18 protein-coding genes are annotated in these 23,330 nt (G+C 68.8%); 9 read left to right on the forward strand and 9 right to left on the reverse strand.

What is annotated here, in order from left to right:
* Positions 1-24 precede the first annotated feature (24 nt).
* From glgC to malQ, 3 genes are read left to right on the forward strand one after another with little or no spacing between them, the layout of a single operon-like run.
* The gene (gene glgC, locus F787_RS0106740) at positions 25-1,290 is read left to right on the forward strand and encodes a glucose-1-phosphate adenylyltransferase (protein WP_028491712.1); all 1,266 of its coding nucleotides are present in this window, start codon (positions 25-27) and stop codon (positions 1,288-1,290) included.
* Entirely contained in the window at positions 1,280-3,067 is a 1,788-nt protein-coding gene (locus tag F787_RS0106745) for a glycoside hydrolase (RefSeq protein WP_019022338.1), read from the forward strand. The genes glgC and F787_RS0106745 overlap by 11 nt, the downstream gene beginning before the upstream one ends.
* Before the next feature lie 3 nt (positions 3,068-3,070).
* Complete coding sequence (malQ, locus tag F787_RS0106750) at positions 3,071-4,561, forward strand: 4-alpha-glucanotransferase (RefSeq protein WP_019022339.1); 1,491 nt, start codon at positions 3,071-3,073, stop codon at positions 4,559-4,561.
* 100 nt (positions 4,562-4,661) lie between these two features.
* Here malQ and F787_RS0106755 read toward each other — a convergent pair whose 3' ends face one another.
* The 4 genes from F787_RS0106755 to mtgA form a co-directional block, all read right to left on the reverse strand.
* The gene (locus tag F787_RS0106755) at positions 4,662-5,261 is read right to left on the reverse strand and encodes a hypothetical protein (protein WP_019022340.1); all 600 of its coding nucleotides are present in this window, start codon (positions 5,259-5,261) and stop codon (positions 4,662-4,664) included.
* 176 nt (positions 5,262-5,437) lie between these two features.
* A complete protein-coding gene (locus tag F787_RS0106760; protein ID WP_028491713.1) occupies positions 5,438-6,124 on the reverse strand; it encodes a zinc metallopeptidase in 687 nt (228 codons plus the stop codon).
* A gap of 86 nt (positions 6,125-6,210) precedes the next feature.
* Positions 6,211-8,520, reverse strand: coding sequence for a mechanosensitive ion channel domain-containing protein (locus tag F787_RS0106765; RefSeq protein WP_028491714.1), 2,310 nt, complete (start codon positions 8,518-8,520; stop codon positions 6,211-6,213).
* A gap of 69 nt (positions 8,521-8,589) precedes the next feature.
* Positions 8,590-9,330 carry a monofunctional biosynthetic peptidoglycan transglycosylase gene (gene mtgA, locus F787_RS0106770; RefSeq protein ID WP_028491715.1) on the reverse strand — a complete coding sequence of 247 codons (741 nt, stop codon included), beginning with the start codon at positions 9,328-9,330 and terminating at the stop codon, positions 8,590-8,592.
* A 215-nt stretch (positions 9,331-9,545) separates the two neighbouring features.
* Between mtgA and F787_RS0106775 the strand changes: the two genes are divergently transcribed.
* From F787_RS0106775 to scpB, 3 genes are all read left to right on the forward strand, one after another.
* Positions 9,546-9,875: a hypothetical protein gene (locus F787_RS0106775; RefSeq protein ID WP_018870549.1), complete on the forward strand. Its 330-nt coding sequence runs from the start codon at positions 9,546-9,548 to the stop codon at positions 9,873-9,875.
* Positions 9,868-10,254 (forward strand): thiol-disulfide oxidoreductase DCC family protein, encoded by a 387-nt coding sequence (locus F787_RS0106780; RefSeq protein ID WP_028491716.1) that lies wholly within the window; start codon positions 9,868-9,870, stop codon positions 10,252-10,254. Before F787_RS0106775 ends, F787_RS0106780 begins: the two co-directional genes overlap by 8 nt.
* 429 nt (positions 10,255-10,683) lie before the next feature.
* Positions 10,684-11,376: an SMC-Scp complex subunit ScpB gene (gene scpB / locus F787_RS0106785; RefSeq protein ID WP_051246076.1), complete on the forward strand. Its 693-nt coding sequence runs from the start codon at positions 10,684-10,686 to the stop codon at positions 11,374-11,376.
* A gap of 12 nt (positions 11,377-11,388) precedes the next feature.
* Here the strand turns inward: scpB and F787_RS0106790 are convergent, their stop codons facing one another.
* The 5 genes from F787_RS0106790 to hisI all read right to left on the reverse strand — a co-directional run bounded on the left by F787_RS0106790 (position 11,389) and on the right by hisI (position 17,027).
* Positions 11,389-13,209, reverse strand: coding sequence for a long-chain fatty acid--CoA ligase (locus F787_RS0106790; RefSeq protein ID WP_028491718.1), 1,821 nt, complete (start codon positions 13,207-13,209; stop codon positions 11,389-11,391).
* 77 nt (positions 13,210-13,286) lie between these two features.
* The gene (locus F787_RS0106795) at positions 13,287-14,444 is read right to left on the reverse strand and encodes a nickel/cobalt transporter (RefSeq protein ID WP_028491719.1); all 1,158 of its coding nucleotides are present in this window, start codon (positions 14,442-14,444) and stop codon (positions 13,287-13,289) included.
* Positions 14,445-14,486: 42 nt separating this feature from the next.
* Positions 14,487-15,182, reverse strand: coding sequence for a DUF1007 family protein (locus F787_RS0106800; RefSeq protein WP_018870554.1), 696 nt, complete (start codon positions 15,180-15,182; stop codon positions 14,487-14,489).
* Positions 15,157-16,572, reverse strand: a complete 1,416-nt coding sequence (gene cysS / locus F787_RS0106805; RefSeq protein ID WP_028491721.1) for a cysteine--tRNA ligase — start codon at positions 16,570-16,572, stop codon at positions 15,157-15,159. Before cysS ends, F787_RS0106800 begins: the two co-directional genes overlap by 26 nt.
* A gap of 23 nt (positions 16,573-16,595) precedes the next feature.
* Positions 16,596-17,027, reverse strand: coding sequence for a phosphoribosyl-AMP cyclohydrolase (hisI, locus tag F787_RS0106810; protein WP_028491722.1), 432 nt, complete (start codon positions 17,025-17,027; stop codon positions 16,596-16,598).
* Between the two features lie 131 nt (positions 17,028-17,158).
* Here hisI and F787_RS0106815 point away from each other — a divergent pair, with 131 nt between their 5' ends.
* Genes F787_RS0106815 through F787_RS0106825 form a run of 3 tightly spaced genes read left to right on the forward strand, consistent with a single transcriptional unit; the run spans position 17,159 to position 23,329 of the window.
* A complete protein-coding gene (locus tag F787_RS0106815) occupies positions 17,159-18,937 on the forward strand; it encodes an ATP-binding protein (protein WP_028491723.1) in 1,779 nt (592 codons plus the stop codon).
* Between the two features lie 8 nt (positions 18,938-18,945).
* On the forward strand, positions 18,946-19,428 hold the full coding sequence (locus F787_RS0106820) for a response regulator (protein ID WP_019591628.1): 483 nt from the start codon (positions 18,946-18,948) through the stop codon (positions 19,426-19,428).
* A complete protein-coding gene (locus F787_RS0106825) occupies positions 19,409-23,329 on the forward strand; it encodes an EAL domain-containing protein (RefSeq protein WP_028491724.1) in 3,921 nt (1,306 codons plus the stop codon). The genes F787_RS0106820 and F787_RS0106825 overlap by 20 nt, the downstream gene beginning before the upstream one ends.
* The last annotated feature ends 1 nt before the right edge of the window (position 23,330 follow it).

The following is a 23,330-nucleotide window of genomic DNA, read 5'->3' on the forward strand; positions in this document are numbered from 1 at the left end:
GCAGCTTTCTGCAAGGATGGGCCTATGAACCCTCAGCCGCAACGGTTCGTCAGCCGACTGACCCGGGAAACCCTGGCACTGGTGCTTGCCGGAGGTCGCGGGTCGCGACTCAAGCAACTGACGCTGTGGCGGGCCAAGCCCGCCGTACCCTTCGGCGGCAAGTTCCGCATCATCGATTTCCCGCTGTCCAACTGCATCAATTCCGGGATCCGCCGCGTGGCGATCCTGACCCAGTACAAGGCGCATTCGCTGATCCAGCACATCCAGCGCGGCTGGAGCTTCCTGCGCGGGGAATTCGGCGAATTCATCGAACTGCTGCCGGCGCAGCAGCGCATCGAGACCTCCTGGTATTCCGGGACTGCCGACGCGGTCTACCAGAACGTCGACATTATCCGGCAGCACGCCCCCAGTTATGTGCTGATCCTCGCCGGCGATCACATCTACAAGATGGACTACGGGCAGATGATCGCGCAGCACGTTGAAAGCGGGGCGGACATGACCGTGGGCTGCCTGGAGGTACTGAAGGAGGAGGCCACCGGGTTCGGCGTGATGGGCGTGGATGCCGAGGGGCGCGTGACCTCGTTCGAGGAGAAACCCGACGATCCGGCGACCATCCCGGGCAGCGAGACCCATTCGCTGGCCTCCATGGGGATCTACGTCTTCAACCGCGATTTCCTCTTCGAGCAGCTCATTCAGGATGCCGACGACACCTTCTCCAGCCACGATTTCGGCAAGGACATCATCCCCCGCATCATCGAGAAAAACCGCGTGATGGCCTATCCGTTCCGCGACGAGGCCGGCCAGCGTCAGGGTTACTGGCGCGACGTCGGCACCATCGATTCCTACTGGAAGGCCAACCTGGAGCTGATCGGCGTGACCCCCGAACTCAACCTGTACGACAGCGAATGGCCGATCTGGACGTATCAGGAGCAGCTCCCGCCGGCCAAATTCGTGTTCGATGACGACGACCGCCGTGGCATGGCGATCGACTCGATGGTCTCCGGGGGCTGCATCATCTCCGGCAGCCGGGTGCGGCATTCGCTGCTGTTCTCCAGCGTGGAGGTCAGCGCCTGCGGCGAGGTGGAGAACTCGGTGATCCTGCCCGACGTGCAGGTGGGCGAAAACGCCGTGATCCGCAACGCGGTGATCGACAAGGCCTGCCGCATCCCGCCGGGGACCGAGATCGGGCTGGACGACGAGGCCGATGCCCGCGATTACTACGTCTCCCCCGGGGGCGTGCGCGTGGTCACCCCGGAGATGCTCGGCCAGGCGCGTCACCATGTCCGCTGAGCGCTCCTCGAAGGCCCTCGCCCGCGTCCCGGACAAGCTGGACGTGGTGCTGTGCTGGCACATGCACCAGCCGCAGTACTTCGACGGCGGCCGCCGGGAGTATGCCCTGCCGTGGACCTACCTCCATGCGCTGAAGGACTACACCGACATGGCGGCCCATCTGGAGGCCTGCCCGCGGGCGCGGGCGGTGGTGAACTTCGCCCCCATCCTGCTGGAACAGATCGCCGACTATGCACGGCGCGTGGACCGGGCCCTGAAGAACTGTGTGCCGGTCGGGGATCCGGTGCTGGACATGCTCCACATGGACATCGTGCCGGTGGAGCCGGACCAGCGCCGCGAGATCATCCGCGCCTGTCTGCGCGCCCACGCGCCGCGCATGATCGACCCGTTTCCGCTGTTTGCCCGGCTTGCGGCCATCGGACGCCAGGCGCTGGAGGACGACATTCTGCTGGCGCATCTGGACGGGCGCTTCTTCCAGGAACTGGCCACCTGCTATCAACTGGCCTGGACCGGCGAGACCGTGCGCCGCGCGCGGCCCGAACTGCAGTGCTGGTTGAAGGCCGAAGCCGGCTTCGAGTCCGGGGTGCGTCGGCGTCTGCTGGAGATCCTGCGCGACGAGCTGCACAACGTGATCCCGCGCTACCGCAAACTGGCGGAACAGGGGCGGGTGGAGCTGTCGTTCACCCCCTACGCCCACCCCATCATGCCGCTGCTGCAGGACCTGGCTTCGGCCCGCGAGGCCATGCCCGAGGCCGAACTGCCGGAGGCCCCGGCGTATCCCGATGGTGAAGCCCGGGTGCGCTGGCACATCGAACGCGGGCTGGAGGTGTTCGAGAAGCACTTCGGCATGCGTCCGACCGGTTGCTGGCCGTCCGAGGGCAGCCTGAGCGAGGCCACCATTCGCCTGCTGGACGAATACGGCCTGCGATGGACGGCCAGCGGCCAGGGCGTGCTGGGCAACAGCCTGGAAGCCGCCGGCGGCATGCCGGATGCGGAGGACAATGGCAACGGCAACGGCGAGGGCGAGGAAGACGGGCCCCGCGACCTGCAGGGCTGGCTGCACCGTGGCTATCGACTGCGGGACACCGAGATTGCGCTGTATTTCCGCGATGACGGACTGTCCGACGCGATCGGCTTCCGCTACGCCGACTGGCACGCCGATGACGCGGTGGCCGACTTCGTGCACCACATCGGAAACATCGCCGAGGTGGCCCCGGCCGGCAGCGTGGTGTCGGTGATCCTCGACGGCGAGAACGCCTGGGAGTACTACCCCGAGAACGGCTTCCATTTCCTCAGCGGGCTGTACGAGGCCCTGGCGCAGCACGAGCGGCTCAACCTGTGCACCTTCGACGACGTGTGCGCCCATGCGACGACTTCCGGGGGTGCGGCGCCGGTAGAGCTCCCCGGCCTGGTGGCGGGTTCCTGGGTCTACGGGACCTTTTCCACCTGGATTGGCGACCCCGACAAGAACCGTGGCTGGGATCGGCTGATCGAGGCCCGCGAGGCCGTGGATGCGGCGATCGCGGAGGACCCCTCGCTGGATACACCGGAACTGCGCGAACAGCTCGCGATCTGCGAGGGTTCCGACTGGTGCTGGTGGTTCGGGGCCTACAACCCGGCGGGTTCGGTCAGCGACTTCGAACAGCTCTATCGGCGCCACCTGGCCCGGTTGTACCAGCTCGCCGGCCTGGCGGTGCCCGAGGCCCTGGAGGAGGTGCTGTCGGTGGGCGGTGGCGATCCGGCTGCCGGAGGGACCATGCGGAAAGGGCAGGACTGATTCATGGAAGAAACGCAGCATTCCAATCCGCTGCTGCAGCGCCGGCGTGCCGGCGTGCTGCTGCACCCGACGTCGCTGCCGGGGCCGCATCCGGTGGGTACCCTGGGCAACGAGGCGTTTCGTTTCGTCAACTGGGCGGCCTCGGCGGGTTTCACCCTGTGGCAGATCCTGCCGCTGCACCCGGTGCAGAGCGACGGGTCGCCGTATGCCAGCATCTCGGCGTTTGCCGGTGATCCGCGGATGATCGATCCCGCGCGGCTGGCGGAGTCGACCGGGATCGTCGATGACGGCCGGCCGGTGGAAGAACTGCTGCAACGGGCCGGTGAGGCGGTGGCACGGGACGAACATGCGCTGCATTCGGCCTGCCGTGCGTTCCTCGAGGAACAGGGGCCGATCTGGCTGGATGACTTCGCGCTGTTCTGCGTGATCCGGGCGCGCCACGACGATCGCCCGTGGTGGGAATGGGACCCGGAGTTCCGCGATCGCGAGCCGGAGGCCCTGGAGCGGGTGGCCCGCGAAGAAGCGCAGGCGCTGGAGCAGGTGCGCTTCGTGCAGTTCGTGTTCGCCGATCAGTGGCGTACGCTGCGCCGCCATGCCAACGATTGCGGTCTGATGCTGCTGGGGGACATGCCAATCTTCGTTGCCCATGATTCGGCGGACGTGTGGGCGAATCGCGAGCTGTTCGACCTGGATGCGCAGGGACAGCCGCGCACCGTGGCCGGGGTGCCGCCGGATTATTTCTCCGAGACCGGACAGCGCTGGGGCAATCCGCAGTACCGCTGGGACCGCCTCGCCGAGACCGGCTACGCCTGGTGGATCCTTCGCGTGCGGCGGGCGCTGGAGACGGTGGATGCCCTGCGGATCGACCACTTCCGGGGGTTCGAGTCGAGCTGGGCAATCCCGGCCGAGGAGCCGGACGCGACCCGGGGTTACTGGTTCGAGGGGCCCGGTGCCGAATTCTTCGACGCGTTGGCCGACGAACTCGGGTACCTGCCGGTGCTGGCCGAAGATCTGGGGGTGATTACGCCGGAGGTCACTGCGCTGCGCGAGCGCTTCGATTTTCCCGGCATGCGGATCCTGCAGTTCGCGTTCGAGGGCGGCGAGGCCAACCCGTACCTGCCGGCGAATCATGACGAGATGAGCGCCGTGTATACCGGCACCCATGACAACGACACCACCGTGGGCTGGTTCGCGTCACTGGATGAACCCATGCAGCAGCACGTGCTGAATGTCCTGGGGGAACCGGAAGATGCGGCCGACACCATGCCCTGGCCGCTGATCCGCACGGCGTACGCCTCGCCGGCGCGTATCGCGATCCTGCCGATGCAGGACGTGCTCGAGCTGGACAGCGAACACCGGATGAACCGTCCCGGGACGGTGGAGGGTAACTGGGACTGGCGTTTTGACTGGGAGTGGGTGCCCGGGGAACGTGCCGGCGAGATGCGGGCACTGGCCGAGGCGCACGGCCGGCTGCCCGAGGGCGGGCAGGGCTGACGTTCCGGCCGGTCCGAGGGGAGGCCTCGGCGGAAACGAAAAAGGCCCGGTCAGGTGACCGGGCCTTCGGATCCGACGCGGGAAATGCGCGTGATCGGATTTACCGCTGGGGCGCCATGCCGGGCGCGCCACCGCCACCCCCGGGCTGCTGTTGCTGCATCATTTCCTGCTGCAGGGCTTCCATGCGCTCGATGACATCGTCAATGTCGGCGTTTTCCGCGCGCATGGCGCTCATCAGGTCTTCCCGCAGGGATTCCTGGGCGTCCAGGATCTCCGGATCCTCGGCCACGGCCTGCTGGGCTTCCTGCAGGTTGCGCTGCGCCTGCTGAACGTCTTCGGACTGGATCAGCTGCTGGCGTTCTTCCGCGCTCAGGTCGGGATCACGCAGGCCTTCCTCGGCGGATTCCAGGGTGTCCAGATCGGAACGCGGTTCAAAACCGGCGGCTTCCATCTTGTCGAGGACCAGTTGTTCCAGTTCCTCGCCCTTGCGCTCCAGCTCGGGGTTGTTTTCGATGGCCTGCTGCTGGGTCTGCGCGAGGGTCTGCTGGAGTTCCTGCATCTCCATCTGCGGGCCGCCCTGCTGCGGCTGCTGCTGGCCGCCCATGCCCTGGCCCATGCCCTGGGCGTGGGCCATGCCGCTGGCCAGTGCAAGGACTGCGGCGGCGGTGAGGCCGATGATCGACCGGGAGTGTTTCTGCATCGTACTGCTCTCCTGAAAGGATGTCTCTTGCCACTCTGAAGGCGAGTGATGAACCACAGCTTAACAGCCTCGAGGGCCGGGTGTCGGCCCGCCAACGGGCCGTGATGCCGGCTGTGGCGGTGATGGAGAGACCGCGCAGATGGCCCGTACGTTCCGTTGACGGGAGATTCGCCCGATCAGCGCCGCAGATAGCGGAACCACGAGGCGATGTTGAGCAGGCTGGCCAGTGACTGGGCGAGATAGGTATAGGCGGCGGCACGCAGGATGCGCTCTGCGTGGCGGTAATCCGGCTCGTGGAGGTAGCCGCCCTCGCGCAGCATGGGCATCGCGCGGCGGAAACTCGCGTCCAGTTCCGTGGGCAGGGTCACGAAATGGACCAGCGCCGCCATGCCCATCGACAGCACGCCGGCCAGGAAGAACAGGATGCCCGGCGCCGGGTGGCGGGTGATCAGGGTGATGATCGGGATGCCGATCATCAGGATCGCGCCCAGCCGCTGGGCGTGACGGGTGGCGGCCACCAGGGTGCCGCGCAGTTGCAGCGGGCGGTAGCCCCGTGCGTGCTGCACCGCGTGGCCGACCTCGTGGGCCGCCACGGTGACCGCGGTCAGCGAATGGCCGTGATAATTCTGCTGCGACAGCCGCACCGTGCGGTCGGCGGGGTCGTAGTGGTCGCCGTCTTTGGTGGTCTCCACGTCCACATGGGTCAGACCATGGCGGTGCAGCAGCTCGCGCGCCATGGCCGCGCCGCTGTAGCGGTAGCGGTCTTCGGGGCGGTGATATTTCTCCATGGTGCGCCGAACCCACCAGCCCGGCAGCCAGGCGATCAGCAGGAGCAGCGGTATGACCAGGATCAGCAGACGCATGCCATGATCTTCACCGGAGCGGCCCGCCGGTCCAAGAACCCCCGGCAGCCCGCGGGGCGGATACCGGCCGGCCGGTCACTGGTCCGTCATTCGTCGACGTCGTCGTAGTCGCCCTTGTGTTTCGGATTGGGGCGTGCCCGGCGGTCCCGCGAGTAATCGGTATCGTCGGTTTCCGCTTCGGGCATGCGCCGCGATTCCAGCACCCGGAGGTTGGCCGCCGGCGCCGACCCGTCCTTGTCCTCGCCGAAGTACAGCGTGGTGTGCGGGAACGGGATCTCGATGCCGGCAGCGTCGAAGTGGCGCTTGACCAGGCGGTTGAACGCGCGGCCCAGGCCGAACTGGGTGCCGGGCGCGGTCATGATGCGGATGCGGATGTTGACCGAGGAGTCGTCCAGCGCGGTGACCCCGTGCACCTCCATCTCGTCGAGCACGTTGGGGCCCTGTTCCGGGTCCTGCTTGAGCTCCTCGAAGGCCTCGCGCAGGCGGACGATGACCTCGTCGATGTCCTCGCGATAGGCCACCCCGTATTCGCCCACGTGGTAGGCGTACTCGCGCATGTAGTTGGAGACCGCATCCACCGCGGAGAACGGGATCAGGTGGTAGGTGCCGGCGAGGTCGCGCAGCCCGAGCGAGCGGATGGTGAGTTTCTCCACCGTGCCGGTGGTGCCGGTTACGGTGATGACATCGCCGACGTTGATGGCGTTTTCCAGCTGGATGAACACCCCGGTGATGATGTCCTGCACCAGCTTCTGCGCGCCGAAGCCGATGGCCAGGCCCAGTACCCCGGCGCCGGCCAGCAGCGGGCCGATGTTGATGCCGAGCTCGGCGAGCACGATCATCACGGTGAATACCAGCAGGGCGATCGCCACCGCATTGCGGAAGATGGTGAGCAGGGTCTGCTCGCGCGCGGTGGGCTCGCCGTCGCCGGTCGCGGGGTTGAGCCGGTGCTCGATCCAGCTGGCGAACACCAGCCACACCAGCGCCGCCGCCAGCAGGATAAGGGCGACGGAGATCGCCGTGCCGAGGATCAGCGCACCGGCATCCGAACGCACCCAGTCGATCAGGTTGAACGCGCCCCAGCCATCGGCGATGACCGCGAGCACGATCAGCAGGATCACCAGACGCATGGTTTTGAGGGCCCGCGGTACGTAGGCATTGAGACGGGCCTGCAGCAGCGGGAACTTCTCGCGGGTCTCGTCGGGGATGGCGATCTCGCGCCCGATGATCTGGGTCAGCAGGGTCGCGATGAAAAAGCCGACGAAGGCCGCGATCAGGGTCTGCAGCGTGGCCGTGGCCATGAACGGCAGCGCGTCGTCCGGACGGACGATGCTGACGACGGTCAGGGCGAGGAAATAAAGCAGCGCCAGCAGGTGCCAGGACCGTGCCAGCAGGCTGGTGACGATGCGGGTGAACGAGAAATACGAGCGGTTCGCCAGCGCCATCAGCCGGTCATGCACCCGCTGGCGGTTCTGCAGGATGATGGTGGCGGCGTACAGGAAGGCCGTCAGCATCACCAGCAGGCCAAGGGAACGGCCGGCCTCCGGGGAGACATGCATGCCGGTCAGTGGCACCAGCAGCAGCAGGCCGTAACCGATGTAGGACACGATGCGCGCGAGCCAGGCGTTCCAGTAGGCGGCTTCTTCCCCGGCCATGGGCAGCAGGCGCAGGCCCTGGTAGCGGGTGGCGAAGATCAGCCGCAGCGCGGCGCGCGCCAGCTCGATCAGCAGGAAGGCATTGAGGAACAGTGAATGCCGGGTCTCCATGGCGCCGGGTTCGCCCAGTACGAACAGCGCCAGGCCGTAGCCGGCAACCCAGGCCAGGACCACCGCCACGAAGTCGATGATCGCGGCCAGGCCGACCCCGGGCAGGGTCCGCAGCAGGCGGTACTGTTCGGCCGCGTTGAGGACCCAGCGATCGATGCCGCCGAACATCGGCGACGCCACGCGGCGCAGGACCCAGTAGATCACCAGGGTGATCAGGATGATGATCGCCAGGTCTCCGACCGCCATGCCGAAGGGGATCGGGTCGATGGCGCGCAGCTGCGCAACGGTGTCTTCGGCCACCGTGCCCAGCGCGCGGACCTCGGCCACCGCGCCCTCGGCCAGCCCCTGGGTCAGCCGGGCGATGCGGCGGGGCAGGGTCACCGCCTGTTCGGCGGTCTCGTCTTCTGCCGTGCTCTCCGCCGGATCCGCGGCGCCTCCCTCCGCGCGCAGGGTCTCCAGCAGCCGTTCCCGCGCCTCCGGGTCTTCCAGCAGCTCGATCAGGGCCGCGTGGGTCTCGGCGGAGGAGGGGGCGTCGTCCGCCATGGCCGGGCCGGTGGTCAGGGCCAGCGTGGTCAGGAGCAGGGCCAGGAGGGCGAAAAGCCGGTGCTGCGGCGAGCGAAGTGGTGCGGCCACGCGGAACCTCGGACGGGCGGGATGGAACTTCGCAGTGTAAAGGTCCGGGAGGCCGGACCAAAGCCCCGTTCAGTGTTTCTCCGGGGATTCCCGCACCGGCCGCAGCCAGCCGGGTCCCAGTACCCCCATCTGCTCCTCGATCCACGCAATGCGGCGCTCGAGGGTTTCGCCCGGGGTCACCGGATCGAGGCGTCCGGGGGAGGGCAGGATGGCCGCCAGACGCGCGGCCTGCTGCGGGGTCAGTTCGCTCGCGGGGACGTCGAAATAATGCTGTGCCGCATTTTCGATGCCATAGATCCCGGGGCCCCACTGGGCCAGGTTGAGATAGACCTCGAGGATGCGCTCCTTCGACCACAGCAGTTCCATGCCCACGGTCAGACCCGCCTCCAGGGCCTTGCGCAGCCAGGAACGCTCATGCCAGAGAAACAGGTTCTTGGCGGTCTGCTGGGTGATGGTCGAGGCCCCGCGCAGGCGTCCGCCGCGCGCGTGGTCGGTCAGGGCCTGGCGCACCGACGACCAGTCGAATCCGCGGTGCCGCGGGAAGCGCTGGTCCTCGGACGCGATCACCGCCAGCAGCACGGCGTCCGGCAGTTCGTCCAGCGAGCGCCACACGGGCCGGTGCCGGGAGGCGGCCGCGCGGTCGGTGGCCGTGACCATCGCCATGCCGTAAGGTGGATCGACCCGGGCGAAATACAGCAGCACCGCGACCACCGCGGCCAGCATCAGCCCCAGCAGGGCGACGAGCAGCCACAAGAGGTAGCGCAGCGGCCCCGGTGGCCGGGCGCGGCGACGTCGACCCAGGAGCATCATCGCGGGCGCCGCTCCGCCGTCGGGGTTTCGTGGTGGTTGTACCCGGAGTACCGTTTCATCGGAAGCAAGAATAGCGCAGGAAAGGTCCGGCTGTGGCGAACTCCGGGACCTTCGCACGGCCCAAGGATCACGGAGATCGCCATTCGCCGCGGATCACGCGACAGGCCGGCCGGACGCGTTCCGGCCCATCAGAGACAACAACAAGGAGGCGAGCCATGGAATACCTGCCGTATCGCTACACCAGCGGAAGCGGGGAGCAGCTGACCTTCGAGTTCGCGCTGCATCCCGAGACCGATTCGGCCGTGCGCGTGCAGCAGTTGCTGGACCGCGTGCTGACCACGGTGGATCACGAAGTGGCGGTGCTGGGTGACACCTGCAACGGTGATCTGCTGCAGGCGCTGGCGATGGCGCTGGCGGTGCGCACGGAAATGATCCCCGCCGACGGCGAGATGACCCGCGGTCTCGCGCGCGATGTGGTGGAGCGTGCGCTCCGGGCGCTGCCCGAGGCGCGCCACGAAATGAGCGGGCCCGTCGGCCATGCCTGAACCGCGCGAACGGCCCGTGGTGTTCTTTGACGGCGGCTGCCCGCTGTGCCGCCGCGAGATCGGCCACTACCGGCGCCTGGACACGGCCGGCCGGATCGACTGGCGGGACATCCATGCGGACGCCGCGGCGCTGGAAGGCCGCGGCATCGCGTGGGAGGAGGCCATGCGGCGCATGCATGCGGTGGACGAACACGGCCGGGTGGTGAGCGGGGCTTACGCCTTCGTCGCCACCTGGCGGCATCTGCCGTACTACCGCGTGGCGGGGGCGGTGCTGCATCGGCTGCCGCCGGTGGTCTGGCTGATGGACCGGGTGTACAACGTGTTCGCCCGTTCGCGCTGGCGTTCCCGCTGTCGCGACGGGGTCTGCCCGCCGCAGTGAGGCCCCGGTGAGCCGCGCGGCGCGAAGCTCTCCCCCCCCACGTCATCGCGAGTCGCGCAGCTCTCCCCCTACGTCATCGCGAGTCGCGCAGCTCTCCCCCCTACGTCATCGCGAGTCGCGCAGCTCTCCCCCCAACGTCATCGCGAGTCGCGCAGCGACGTGGCGATCTCCATCCGCAGCCACCTGTTCCTGCGTGCAGGCCATTTCGACCGATTGCCGCGTCGCCTTCGGCTCCTCGCAATGACGGGGTAAGAGCTTCGGTTCCTCGCAATGACGGGGTAAGAGCTTCGGCCCCTCGCAATGACGGGATAAGGGCTTTGGCCCTCGCGATGACGGGGAGAATGCTTCGCGATTTGCGCTTCCGGCGCATGCGGGGCGCGCCGCGACCGTTATAATCGGCGGTTCGTCCAGGCATGCCCGGGAGGGCCGATGTCCAGCAACGATGTCCCCGACCACGCCGGGCCTGCGGCGGAGCCGCCGGCACCCGACGCGCTGGAGCTGACCCTGGAGGCGGTTCTTTTTGCCGCCACCGAACCCGTACCCCTGCGCGATCTGCGCGCCGCCTGCGCGGAATCGGGCGAGGTCGAGCGCGCGTCGGTGGAAGCGGCGCTGGCGCGTCTGGAGACGCGCTATGCCGACCGCGCGATCGAACTGGTGCGTTCGGCCGGCGGGTACCGTTTCCGCGTCCGGTCGCAGTACTCGGGCAGCGTGCGCGCGGCGCGGCCGGAACGCCCGCAGCGGCTGTCGCGCGCGTTGCTGGAGACGCTTGCGATCATCGCCTATCGCCAGCCGGTCACCCGCGCCGAGATCGAATCGGTGCGCGGGGTGGCGGTCAGTTCGGGGATCATGCGCGGGCTGCAGGAACGGGAATGGATCTACGTGGTGGGGCACAAGGAGCTGCCGGGGCGACCGGCGCTGTACGGCACCACCCGCACCTTCCTCGACGATCTCGGACTGCAGGCCCTGGACCAGCTGCCGCCGCTGGACGAGATCCGCGATCTGGCCGACGTGGCCACGGACGCCGGGCTGTCACTGGCGACCGACGAGGCCAGTGAGGCCGACGATGACGGCGACGGGGAGGGCGACGCAGCGGCAGCCGGCGAATCCCGGGAACCGTCCTGATCAGCGTTTCCTTCAGCGGTCGCGGCCGTTGTACATGGTCTCGATCGCCTCGCGGTAGTGTTCCCGGATCACCGGCCGTTTGAGTTTCATGGTCGGGGTCATCATGCCGTTCTCCACGCTCCACGGTTCGTGGATTACGTACACGTGGCGGATGCGCGCGTAGCCGGGGAAGTCCTCCAGCTGGTGGTGAATGCGGTCGAGGATCGCGCGTTCCACCTTGCGCGGTGGTTCTCCCGCGGTCGCCGGGTCGATCCCCTGGTCGGAGGCGAAGGTCTGCCAGGCGTCCGGTTCGGGAACCATCAGGGCGGTGAGGAACGGCTGCCCGTCGCCCACCACCATGATCTGGTCGAACAGGCCGTCGAGGCCGATGGCCATCTCCATGTCCGCCGGCGGTACCTTCTCGCCGTTGGTCAGCACCAGGATGTCCTTGATCCGGCCGGTGATGAACACGTGGCCCGTGTCGTCGATGCGCGCCTGGTCGCCGCTGCGCAGCCAGCCGTCGGCGTCGATGGTCTCGCGCGTGGCCTCTTCATTTTTCCAGTAGCCCAGCATCACGCAGTTCGAGCGCGTCTGCAGCTCGTGGTTTTCACCGATGCGTACTTCGACGTCCTTCAACGGTTTGCCGATGGAGGCGGGCAGGTTGTCGTCCGGGGTGTTCACGGTGACCACCGGGCCGGCCTCGGTCATGCCGTAGCCATGCAGCACCGGCAGCCCCAGGCCAATGAACAGCTGCGCCACCGGCGGAGGAAGCGGGGCCCCGCCGCAGACCGCGAAACGCACCTGGCCGCCCAGGCGGTCGAGTACCTTGCGCGCGACCAGGCGGTCGAGCAGTGGCCACAGCAGGAAGGCGGGGGACCAGCGACCCCGGCCCTGCTGGTGTTCGAACCGGCGCCAGCCGACGGCGGCGGTCTTCTCGAACAGCCAGCGGCCGAGCGCCGACTTCTGCCGCAGCCCGGCGCGGATTCGCCCGTGCACGCGTTCGTAGATCCGTGGCACCGAGATCAGCACCGTCGGCCGGATGGTCTGCAGGTCTTCGCCCAGGCGCTGGATCGAGCGGGCGAAGGCGACCTCGGCCCCGACCATCATGGGCATGTAGCAGCCGGCGGTGCGTTCCAGCATGTGCGACAGCGGCAGGAACGACAGGAAACGGTCGGACGGTCCGAGCGGGCCCGTGAGGGACGAGGCCCAGGCGTTTTCCACGATGTTGCGGTGCGAAAGCATCACGCCCTTGGGCCGGCCGGTGGTGCCGGAGGTATAGACGATGGTCGCGAGGGCGTCGGGGTCGAGTTCCGGATAGCGGATCGCGGACGGGTCGCCGCCCCGCAGCCAGTCTTCCAGTGGCAGGGCCCGCGGATCGCCCGAGGTGCCCGCGTTGTCGCTCAGGCGTACCACGCGCTTGAGCGACGGCATCTTCTCCAGATGCTCCAGCAGGCGGCGGCCATGCACGGTGTCGCCGATCAGCAGGGCGCGCGCCTGGGTCTGCCCGATGATGTAACCGACATTTTCGGGACGGTCATCGGTGTACAGCGGTACCGTGACCAGGCCCATTTCCATGGCGGAGAGGTCGGCGGCGATCCACTCGCGCGAGTTGCCGACCATGATGGCGACGCGGTCGCCCGGCCGCAGGCCCTCGGTGGCCAGCGCAGCCTGCCAGCGGTCGACCGTGCGGCCCATCTCGCCCCAGCTGCTGGAGGTCCATTCCTCGCGCTCGGGGTCGAACTGGCGGTAGGCCGGGGCATCGGGGGTCGCGGCCACGCGGGCGCGGAACAGCGCCGGCAGGGTGGGGGCGTCTTCCGGACGGATGGTCGCGGGGTGGACCCGGGCGTTGGACATGCGCGGTCTCGCTGGACTGGTCTTGCCCTGCAAAGTAGAGGACGGCGCGGGGCGGGGGCAAGCGCGGGACGGGTGCCCTACATGCCGAGCGGATGCATCGCCGGGCCCGCGGCCACGGCCCCCAGCACCAGGCTGAAGCCGAGTACCGCGATGATCGCGCCGCCGGTCAGGCCGAAGGCCGGCCCGATCCAGGTCAGGCGCGCGGCGCGGGTGCCGGTGAAACGCCGCCGGGTCCAGTCGCGCGCGTAGACCGCGAGCATGGCCAGCACGGAGACCGTGATGGCGGTGCCCGCGGACATCGCGAGCACGGCCGCCACGCCGGCCCAGACCAGACCGACGGCCGCGGATACCGCCATGATCAGCACGGCGCCGGAGCAGGGGCGGATGCCCACGGCCAGCACGGTGCCCCACCAGGTGCCCTTGTGATCGGGGTCGACGTGGTGGGGTGTGCCGCAGCCGCAGTCATGTTCGTGGTCGTGCCCGTGCCCGTGGTCGTGCCCGTGCCCGTGGTCATGCCCGTGCCCCTGGTCATGCCCGTGCCCGTGGTCATGCCCGTGCGCGGCGGACGCACGGCGCCGCCAGGCCTGCCGCAGGGCGCGCCCCATCAGCCAGACGCCCAGCAGTCCCACCAGAGCGAAGCTGGCGATCTCCAGGTGGCGGACCTGTCCCAGGGTCTCGCGTGTCAGCCAGCCGAGCAGCCCGACCAGCAGCCCGACCAGCAGGATGGCCGTGACGCCCTGGGCAAGCGATGACGCCGCCGACAGGGCGATGCCGCGGCGCAGGTTCTGAGGCTGGGTCAGCAGGTAGGTGGTGATCACCGCCTTGCCGTGCCCCGGTCCTGCGGCGTGGAAGACCCCGTAGAGAAAGCTCACGAGGATCAGCAGGGCGCCCGCCTGTGCCGAGGGCGCGTCGCGCAGTCCGTGCAGTCCCCGGGTCAGTTCGCGGTGCAGCTGGCGCTGGGTATGCAGGACCCAGCCGACCAGCCGTTCCAGCGGTCCGGCGTCATCCCCTCCCGGGAGCCCGGCGTCGGCGCGAGCGTCCGGGGCATCGGCGGGTCCCGTCGTTTCGGCGGGCGGTGGCTGTTCCGTGGCATCGGCATCCGCGTCGGACTCCGGGCCGCCGCCAAGGGGGTGGCCGGCCAGCGCGAGCGCGGGCAGCAGGATGCCGAGCAGGAGCAGCAGGACCGCTGCGGCCCGTCCCGGGCGGCGGTTGCGAGAGAGGGCGTGTCGGATCATTGCGTTATTGTATAACGTTCCAATGGCGCGAGGAACCCGACGTCATTCACATTCCAGGCGCGCAATCTCGGCAAAATGGCGTCCGAGATCTTCGATCGGGCTGCGGGATTCGCGTTCCAGGGTGGCGGCATAACGCACCAGTTGTGGATCCGGGCGTGGTTCCTCGAGTTCGACCCGGCAGCCGTCGCCGCGGTTCACCTGGATCACGTCACCGGGGTCATGGCGGATCTCGATCCAGTAGGTGGGGTCATAGACGCGGTAGGTGAAATCCTCTGCGGCGCCGATGTCGTGCCGGTCCAGCGGGATCTCGAAGCCCAGGTGCAGGCGCCGGTCCTCCAGGCGCAGCTCGGGGGATTCGGCGGGCGGGGTGTCCAGCGTTTCGCCGTCCGCCTCGAGTTCGGTGAAGTGGTCGTATTCCGCGAGGTTGTCGAGCATGCGCGGGCCGACCTTATCCAGCACCGAGTCGATGCCGGCATCGCCGTCCATGTCGCGGGTCATCTCCTCCAGCAGCATGTGGCTGTAGGTCGGGTCGATGACCCACAACTGGTGCATCGAGGCCAGTCGGCCGTCGGCGTCGAAGTCGAGGGTGACACGCAGATCGATCCAGGCATGCGGGTGGGCGGTGGCCATCGCGGGCAGACCGGCGGCCACCGCGATCAGGAGCGCCAGCGCCAGCCGGGCGCGTGCCCGGGTGGCGCTGCGGACAGCCCGCTCAGGCGCGTTGCCAGCGGGTGCCATCCGGCGTGTCCTCCAGTTCGATGCCGCTGGCGGTCAGCTCGTCGCGGATCGCATCGGCGGTGGCAAAATCCCGCGCGCGCCGCGCCTCGGCACGCGCGGCGATGCGTTCCTCCACCCATGCGGCGAGATCGGCATCATCGGCGACGTCGCCGCGGAACCAGGCCTCCGGGTCCTGCTGCAGCAGGCCCAGGAGTTCGCCGGCGGCCAGCAGCTCGCCCTTGCGGCGGGCGCGTTCGTCCTCGCTGTCGGCGGACTGCAGGGCATCCGCCATGCGGTGCAGGGCGGCGAGCGCCCCGGCGGTGTCGAGATCGTCCAGCAGTGCGGTGAAGACCGGGGTGTCCGCCGCATCGGCGGGGGTGGGCACGACCCCGGCGTGCTCGCGCAGCAGACGGTAGAAGCCGTCCAGCGCGTTGCGGCTCTGTTCCAGGGTGTCCTCGGAAAAGTTCAGCGGCGCGCGATAATGGCGCGACAGCAGCGCCAGGCGCAGGACCTCGCCGGGCCAGACCTGCAGCAGGTCGTGCAGCAGGCGGAAGTTGCCCAGCGACTTGGACATCTTCTCGCCTTCGATGGTCACGTGTCCGTTGTGCATCCAGTAGCGCGCGTAATGGCCACCGTGTTCGTCGCAGCCTTCGGCCGCGCAGCCCTGGGCGATCTCGTTCTCGTGGTGCGGGAACACCAGATCGTGGCCGCCGCCGTGGAGGTCGATGCTGCGGCCCAGATGGGTGCGGATCATCGCGGTGCACTCCAGGTGCCAGCCCGGGCGCCCGTTGCCCCAGGGGCTGTCCCAGCCGGGTTCGTCCTCGCCGGCCGGCTTCCACAGCACGAAGTCGCCGGGATGGCGCTTGTAGTCGGCGACTTCCACCCGGGCCCCGGCCTGCATCGCCTCGAGGGTACGCCCGGACAGGGCGCCGTAGGCAGGGTAAGAGGTCACGTCGAACAGTACATGGCCGTCCGCCGCGTAGGCGTGGCCGCGCGCGAGCAGATCCTCGATCAGGGCGATCATCTCGTTGACGTGATCGGTGGCCCGGGGCTCGAGGGTCGGCTCCAGGGTGCCGAGCCGGGCGATGTCCTCGTGGAAGGCCCGGGTGAAGCGTTCGGTCAGCGCGGCGATGGGTTCGTCGTTCTCGCGCGCGGCCTGGTTGATCTTGTCGTCCACGTCGGTGATGTTGCGGGCGTAGACCACGTGCTCCGGGCCGTAGAGTGCGCGCAGCACGCGGAACAGCACGTCGAACACCACCACCGGGCGGCCGTTGCCCACGTGCACGCGGTTGTACACGGTCGGCCCGCAGACATACATCGTCACCCGCTGCGGGTCGGCGGGAACGAAGGGCTCGCGCTGCCCCCCGAGGGTGTTGTGGATGACGAGCTGCGGTGCGCTGGCGTCGGCCATGGTCGGTGTTCCTTGTCGCGGTTTCAGGAGGCGCCGTAGAGGGTTTCGGGGTCGATCTGCGGGTCGCTGGTCACGGCAACCTGATCGCCGTCGACCTGCAGATAGAAACAGCTGCGCCGCCCGGTGTGGCAGGCGGGGCCGGTCTGATCGACCTTCGCCAGCACGGTGTCGCCGTCGCAGTCCAGATGCAGGGAATGCAGCTGCTGGACCTGGCCGGATGACTCGCCCTTGCGCCACAGCGCCCCGCGCGAACGCGACCAGTAGCAGACCCGCCCGGTACGCAGGGTCTCCTCCAGGGCCTCGCGGTTCATCCAGGCCATCATCAGGACCTCCCCGCTGTCACCCTGCTGGGCGATGGCGGGCACCAGCCCGTCGGCGTTGAAGCGGACGCGGTCGAGGACATCGGCGAGCGGTTCGCGGCGGCCGGCCGGGGCTTTTTCCAGGTTCTTGAACATGGCGGGTCGTTCAACTTGGTCGCAAACGTCAAAGAATAACATTCCGCGCCACGGGGCGGCCGGGTCTTGCGTCGTGTGCCCGTCCGGCGGATTCTTGGGGGAAGGAAGCACCGCGCAAAGAGGAGGGGGGCATGACACGCGACGCGAGTCCCGGGATCCGCCGCGGTGCCGCAATCACGGCTCTGGGTATCACCCTGATCTATCTGGTGCTCGGCCTGATGTGGATCGGGTTTTCCGACCGGGCGCTGCTGGCGCTGGTGGATGACGTGGAACTGCTGTCCCGGCTGCAGACCGGTAAGGGCTGGGCCTACGTGGTGGTGACCGCCGGGCTGCTGTTCGTGTTGATCCATCGCGCGCTGGCCGCCCGCGACCGGGCGGCCGCGGAGGCGGGGCGGGCCGCGCGCATCATCGAACACTCGCCGGTGCTGGCGATCGAATGGGAGGCGCGTGACGGCTGGCCGGTCACCTATGTCTCGTCCAATGCCGCGGACTGGGGGCTGGATCGCGAGGCCCTGCTGGCGGGCGATCCGGATTACGCCAGCCTGATTCACCCTGACGATCTGCCGTCCATCGTCGAGGAGGTGCAAATGCACCTCGAACATGGGCCGGATCGTTACACCCAGCTCTACCGCCTGGTACTGCCCGTGCTGGGTACGGTCTGGGTGGAAGACCGGACCTGGCTCAGCCGGGATACGGCCGGCCGTGTGACGCGCATCCACGGGGTGCTGCTGGACATCACGGAACGCCGGCGGCTGGAGCTGGAGCGTCAGCGGCAGATGGAACGGCTGGAACGGGCCGAACGCGACGCGGGCCTGGGCAGCTGGGAATACGATCCGGTGAACGGGTTCTGGTGGTCGGACCAGCTTTTCCGGTTGCTGGGGCGCCCGCCCGACGGCCCCGAACCGGACGTGGCCACGCTGCTGGAGCGTGACCTCGACACCGAGTCCGCCGACGGACCACGCCTGGCTGCCACCTTGCGGGGCATGGCCGCCGGGACCCCGCCGCAAAGCCAGTACCTGCACGTACGTCGACACCCGGGGCGCGGGCCGGAGACCTGGCTGCGTTTCGGCATTCAGCGTGCGTCGTCGTTTACGGGTGAAAGCCCCGGTGGCGCGTGGCGGGTGCAGGGTACGGCACTGGACATCACCGAACTGCACCAGGCCGAGCTGGAGCTGCGGGCGCTCAACGCCGATCTGGAGCGCCGGGTCGAGCGGCGCACCGCGGAACTTCAGATCGCCAACCAGGAGCTCGAATCCTTCTCCTACGCGGTTTCCCATGACCTCAAGGCGCCGCTGCGCGGGATCGAGGGCTACAGCCAGCTGCTGGAGGCGGAGCATGCCGAGCGCCTGGATGACGAGGGTCGCGAATTCCTGCGCAATATCCGCCAGGGTGTGGCGCAGATGAACGAACTGATCGGCGACCTGCTGACGTACTCGCGCATGGAGCGGCGACCGCTGGAACAGCGCCGGATCCGGCTGCGTGACCTGGTGGCGGAGACCCTGCGCGCCCTGGAGCCGGAATACCCGGCGGCGGCGACGGCCGCGATCGACGTGCCGGAAGAACTGGAGGTCGAGACCGATCCCGACGGTCTGGGATTGATCCTGCGCAACCTGCTGGAGAACGCCTTCAAGTTCAGTGCCGGTCGCGACGAACCCCGGGTCCGGGTCGCCGCTCAGCGGCGGACGTCGGTGGTGCGTCTGGAGGTGGAGGACAACGGGATTGGCTTCGACGAGGCGTTCCGGGAACGCATGTTCGAGATCTTCCAGCGTCTCAATCGCGCCGAGGACTACCCCGGCACCGGCGTGGGCCTGGCCCTGGTGCGTCGCGCGGCCCGCCGGCTGGACGCCCGGATCGAGGCCGAGGGCCGCCCCGGCGAGGGCGCGACCTTTCGTGTGGAGCTGCCGCAATGAGTGCCCCAATGAGTGACCCGGGCTCGCCACCGCCCATCTGCGTGGTCGAGGACAGCCCGGTGGATCTGGATCTGCTGCGCCATGCCTTCCGTCGCCGCCGCCTGGCCAATCCGTTGACGGTGGCGCGCGACGGGGAGGAGGCCCTGGCGGGGCTCGAGCGCTGGGCGCGGGGCGAGGAACCGGTGCCTGCGGTGGTCCTGCTGGACATCCGGCTGCCACGGATCAGCGGTCTGGAGGTGTTGCGGGCACTGCGCGCGCATCCGGAGTGCGGGCACATCCCGGTGGTGATGCTGACCTCGTCGGCGGATGACGCCGACATCCGTACTGCTTATGAATGCGGCGCGAATTCCTATATCGTGAAGCCGGTGGACTTCGACCGGTTCATGGATGTGGCCGAACAGATCGAACTCTACTGGTGCGTGTTGAACCAGCCTCCGGCCTCGGTGTTTACCTCAGGGAGGTCCCCGCGAGATGAAGATTCTGCTCGTTGAAGACAATCCGGTGGATGCCGATCTGCAGCGTCGGGCGCTGAGCCGTGACGGGGCGGAGGTCGAGATCCGCACGGCGGGGTCGATGGCCGAAGCCTGGGCGGCGCTGGAGGAGGCCCGCTTCGATTGCGTGCTGCTCGACCTGCGGCTGCCGGACGGCAACGGCATGGATCTGATCCCGCGTCTGCGCGAGGCCGGGCGCGAGGAGGCGATCATCGTGATGACCGGCCACGGCGAACAGGAAACCGTGGTGACCGCCTTCCGCGTCGGGGCCGACGACTATCTGCCGAAGAACGAGACCTACCTGGAGCACCTGCCGACGCGTGTGCGGGACGCCCTCGGGCGTCGTCACCGGCGGCCGGAGGAGCTGGAAACGGTGCGCGTGCTCTACGCCGAGCACAACAGTTTCGATGTCAGCCTGACGCGGCGGGAATTCGCCCGCGCGGCGCCGCATCTGCAACTGGAAGTGGTCGATTCGGCCGACGAGGTCCTGGCGCGTCTGGACGGCGGGGCCGCGGCGGACGCGGGGTACCCCGACATCCTGTTGCTGGATTATCGCCTGCCGGGGATGGATGGCCTGGAGCTGGCGCGCCGCATCCGCAGCGAGCGGGGGCTGGACATCCCCGTGATCCTGGTGACCGGGCAGGGGACCGAGGAACTGGCCGCGCAGGCCCTGCGCCTCGGGGTCGACGACTATGTGCTGAAGAGCGGGGGTTACCTCAAGGGGCTGCCGGTACTGGTCGACCAGGTAGTGGCGCGCGGACGGCTGCGGCGCGAACAGGCCGCCCTGGCGGAGAGCGAACGTCGCTATCGCCAGGTCATCGACAGCGCCGGTGACATCATCTTTCAGACCGATGCGCAGGGACGGCTCACGTTCCTCAACCCCGCCTGGACCCGCATGACCGGACGTTCGGTCGAAGAGGCCCTGGGGCATCCGCTGACGGACTTCGTCGAGGCGGGGGAGCGCGAGGCGCTGGCGGACGTGCTGCGCGGCGAGGCGGCCGTGTCGACGCTCCCGGACGAAGCCGCGATCGGGATCGTGACCCGCTGGGGCGGGCTGTACTGGATGGAGCTGGAGGGGCGCTGCGAGCAGGATGCCGCCGGGCAGCCCACCGGGTTTTCCGGCAACCTGGTGGACGTGACCCGGCGCGTGCGCGACCAGCGACTGGCGGCCGTGCGTGCACGGGTGCTCGACCGGCTGGCCACCGGGACACGTGATCCGGGGTTCCTGTCGGACGTGATCCAGGAGCTGGAGTCGCTGCTGCCGGAGCTGTCGGCGTCCATCATGCTGCGGGACCGCGAGACCGGGATGCTCGAATGCGTGGCGGCGCCGTCCCTGCCGGGTTCGCTGCCGTGGCTGTACAGCCCGGTGCCGGCCAGTGACCGCATGGGCTCCTGCGGCACGGCGGCCTTCCGCGGCGAAACGGTGGTGGTACCGCAGGTGACGGGCCATCCGTACTGGGAGGGCCTGGAGGCGCCCATGGAGGCCGCGGGGCTGCAGGCCTGCTGGTCGTTCCCGTTCTTTGATGACGACGGGCACGTGCTGGGCACGCTGGCCACCTACCTGAACGAGGCGCGCGAGCCGCGCGACGAGGAACAGGGTCTGATCGACGAGTTCACGCAACTGGCCGGTCTGGCGGTGCAGAAGCTGCACGCGGCGCAGGCCCTGGACCAGCGCGAGCAGGCGCTGGAGAGCTCGGCCCGCATGACCCTGGCACTGCTGCAGGCGGAGACCCCGGACCGGGTCATGAATGCACTGCTGGGGCGGCTGGGCGAGACCCTGGCCGGGGATCGCGCCTGGGTGGTGGTCATGGCCGCCGAGGAACCGGGCCGGGAGAACCGCGAGACGCATCGTTACTACTGGTTGCGCGGCGATTCGGCCGTTCCGGTCAGGCCACCCGCCCTGCGCAACCTGACGCCCGACAGCCTGCATGCGCGCTGGACCGAACGCCTGCGGGCCGGCGAGGCGGTCGCCGGCACCCGGGCGGAGTTCCCGGCGGAGGAACAGGCACTGCTGGAGCAGCAGGGGCTGCAGTCCCTGCTGCTGGCGCCGGTGTTCCTGGAGGGCGAATATCGCGGGTTCGTCGCGGTGGATGCGCTGGTGCGGGCGCGCAACTGGAGTGCGACCGACGTGAGCGTGGCGCGCATCTTTGCCAGCAGCCTGGGGGCCGCGCTGGCGCGGCGCGAGACCGTGGTCGGCCTGCGCCGGCTGGAAGCGGTGTTCCGCAGTACCCGCGACGGCGTGGTCATCACCGACCTGTCATCGCGCATCATCGCGGTCAATCCGGCGTTCACCGAGATCACCGGATACGCGGAATCCGAGGTGCTGGGGAAGAATCCGCGCATCCTGCAGTCGGGGTATCACGATGCCGAGTTCTATCGTGCCATGTGGCAGGAGCTGGAGCGCACCGGTTACTGGGCCGGCGAGCTGTGGAATCGCCGTCGCGACGGCACCGTGTACCCCGAATGGCTGAGCCTGTCGGTGGTGGTGGACGAGAGCGGGCAGCCGATCCATTACGCCGGCACCATCACCGACATGACCGAAATCAAGCGCTCGGAGAGCGAGCTCAACTATCTGGCCGAGCATGACCCGCTGACCGACCTGCCCAACCGGACGCGGCTGCATGCGCTGCTTTCGCGTGCGTTGGACGAGGCGCGCGCGGAGGACCACCCGCTGGGCGTGCTGAGCCTCGACCTGGACCGGTTCAAGGACGTGAACGACAGCCTGGGCCATCCGGCCGGCGACGAGGCCCTGGTCGAGGTCGCCCGGCGCCTGGGCGACACGGTGCGCCCGCCGGACATCCTCGGCCGGCTGGGTGGCGACGAATTCATGGTGGTCAGTCAGCGGGCCGCCGACCACGAATCGCTGGGGGAGGTGGCGCGCGAGCTGCAGGCCGCGCTGGATACCCCGGTGCTGCTGGACAGCGGGCACAGCGTGCATCTCAATGCCTCGATCGGCATCGCCCGCTTCCCCGAGGACGGCGACACCGCGACCACGCTGATCCAGCATGCCGACGCGGCCATGTTCCATTCCAAGGAAAACGGGCGCGAGGTCTGGAGTTTCTACGAGGTGGAGCTGACCCGGGCGGCCAGCGAACGGCTGGAACTGGAAGGTCGCCTGCGCGAGGCCCTCGCGGGCGGAACCGGCGAGCTGCACGTGCATCTCCAGCCGCAGGTGCGCCTGAGCGATGGCGTACCCGCGGGCGTGGAGTGTCTGGCGCGCTGGGAGACCCCGCAGGGCGAGAGCATTACGCCGGACCGGTTCATTCCGGTCGCCGAGGCAACCGGCCTGATCGTCCCGCTGGGCGAACAGGTGCTGCGCGAGGCCTGCCGGCATGGCGTGCGCCTGCTGCGCGAGGTACGCAACGACCTGGTGGTCGCGGTCAATCTGTCGCCGGTGCAGCTGCGCAGTGCCCGGCTCGTGCGCCGGGTCGGCGAGATCCTGGCCGAGACGGGGTTCCCGGCGGAACAGCTGGAACTGGAGGTAACCGAAACCGCCATCATGAGCCAGGGCGATCAGGCCGTGTCCCGGCTCAATGCATTGAAATCGCTGGGTGTGCGTCTGGCGATCGATGATTTCGGCACCGGTTATTCGTCACTGGCGGCCCTGCAGGACTTCCCGCTGGACGTGCTCAAGATTGACCGGAGTTTCGTCGATCAGGTGGACCGCGAGGGCCGGGGGCGCTGGATTGCCGCGACCATCATCGCGATGGCGCGCAATCTGCATCTGGAGGTGATCGCCGAGGGCGTTGAGACGGCGGCCCAGGCAGCGTGGCTGAATGCCCACGGCTGCGATATCGGCCAGGGGTTCCTGTACAGCCCGGGGCTGCCCGCGGACCGGGCCGAGGCCTGGCTGCAGGCGCCCGGCCGGGTGGCGGCACTGGCCTCCGTCCGGCCGGGCTGAT

It is taken from the genome of Thioalkalivibrio sp. ALE19 (assembly GCF_000428605.1).
Taxonomy (GTDB): domain Bacteria; phylum Pseudomonadota; class Gammaproteobacteria; order Ectothiorhodospirales; family Ectothiorhodospiraceae; genus Thioalkalivibrio.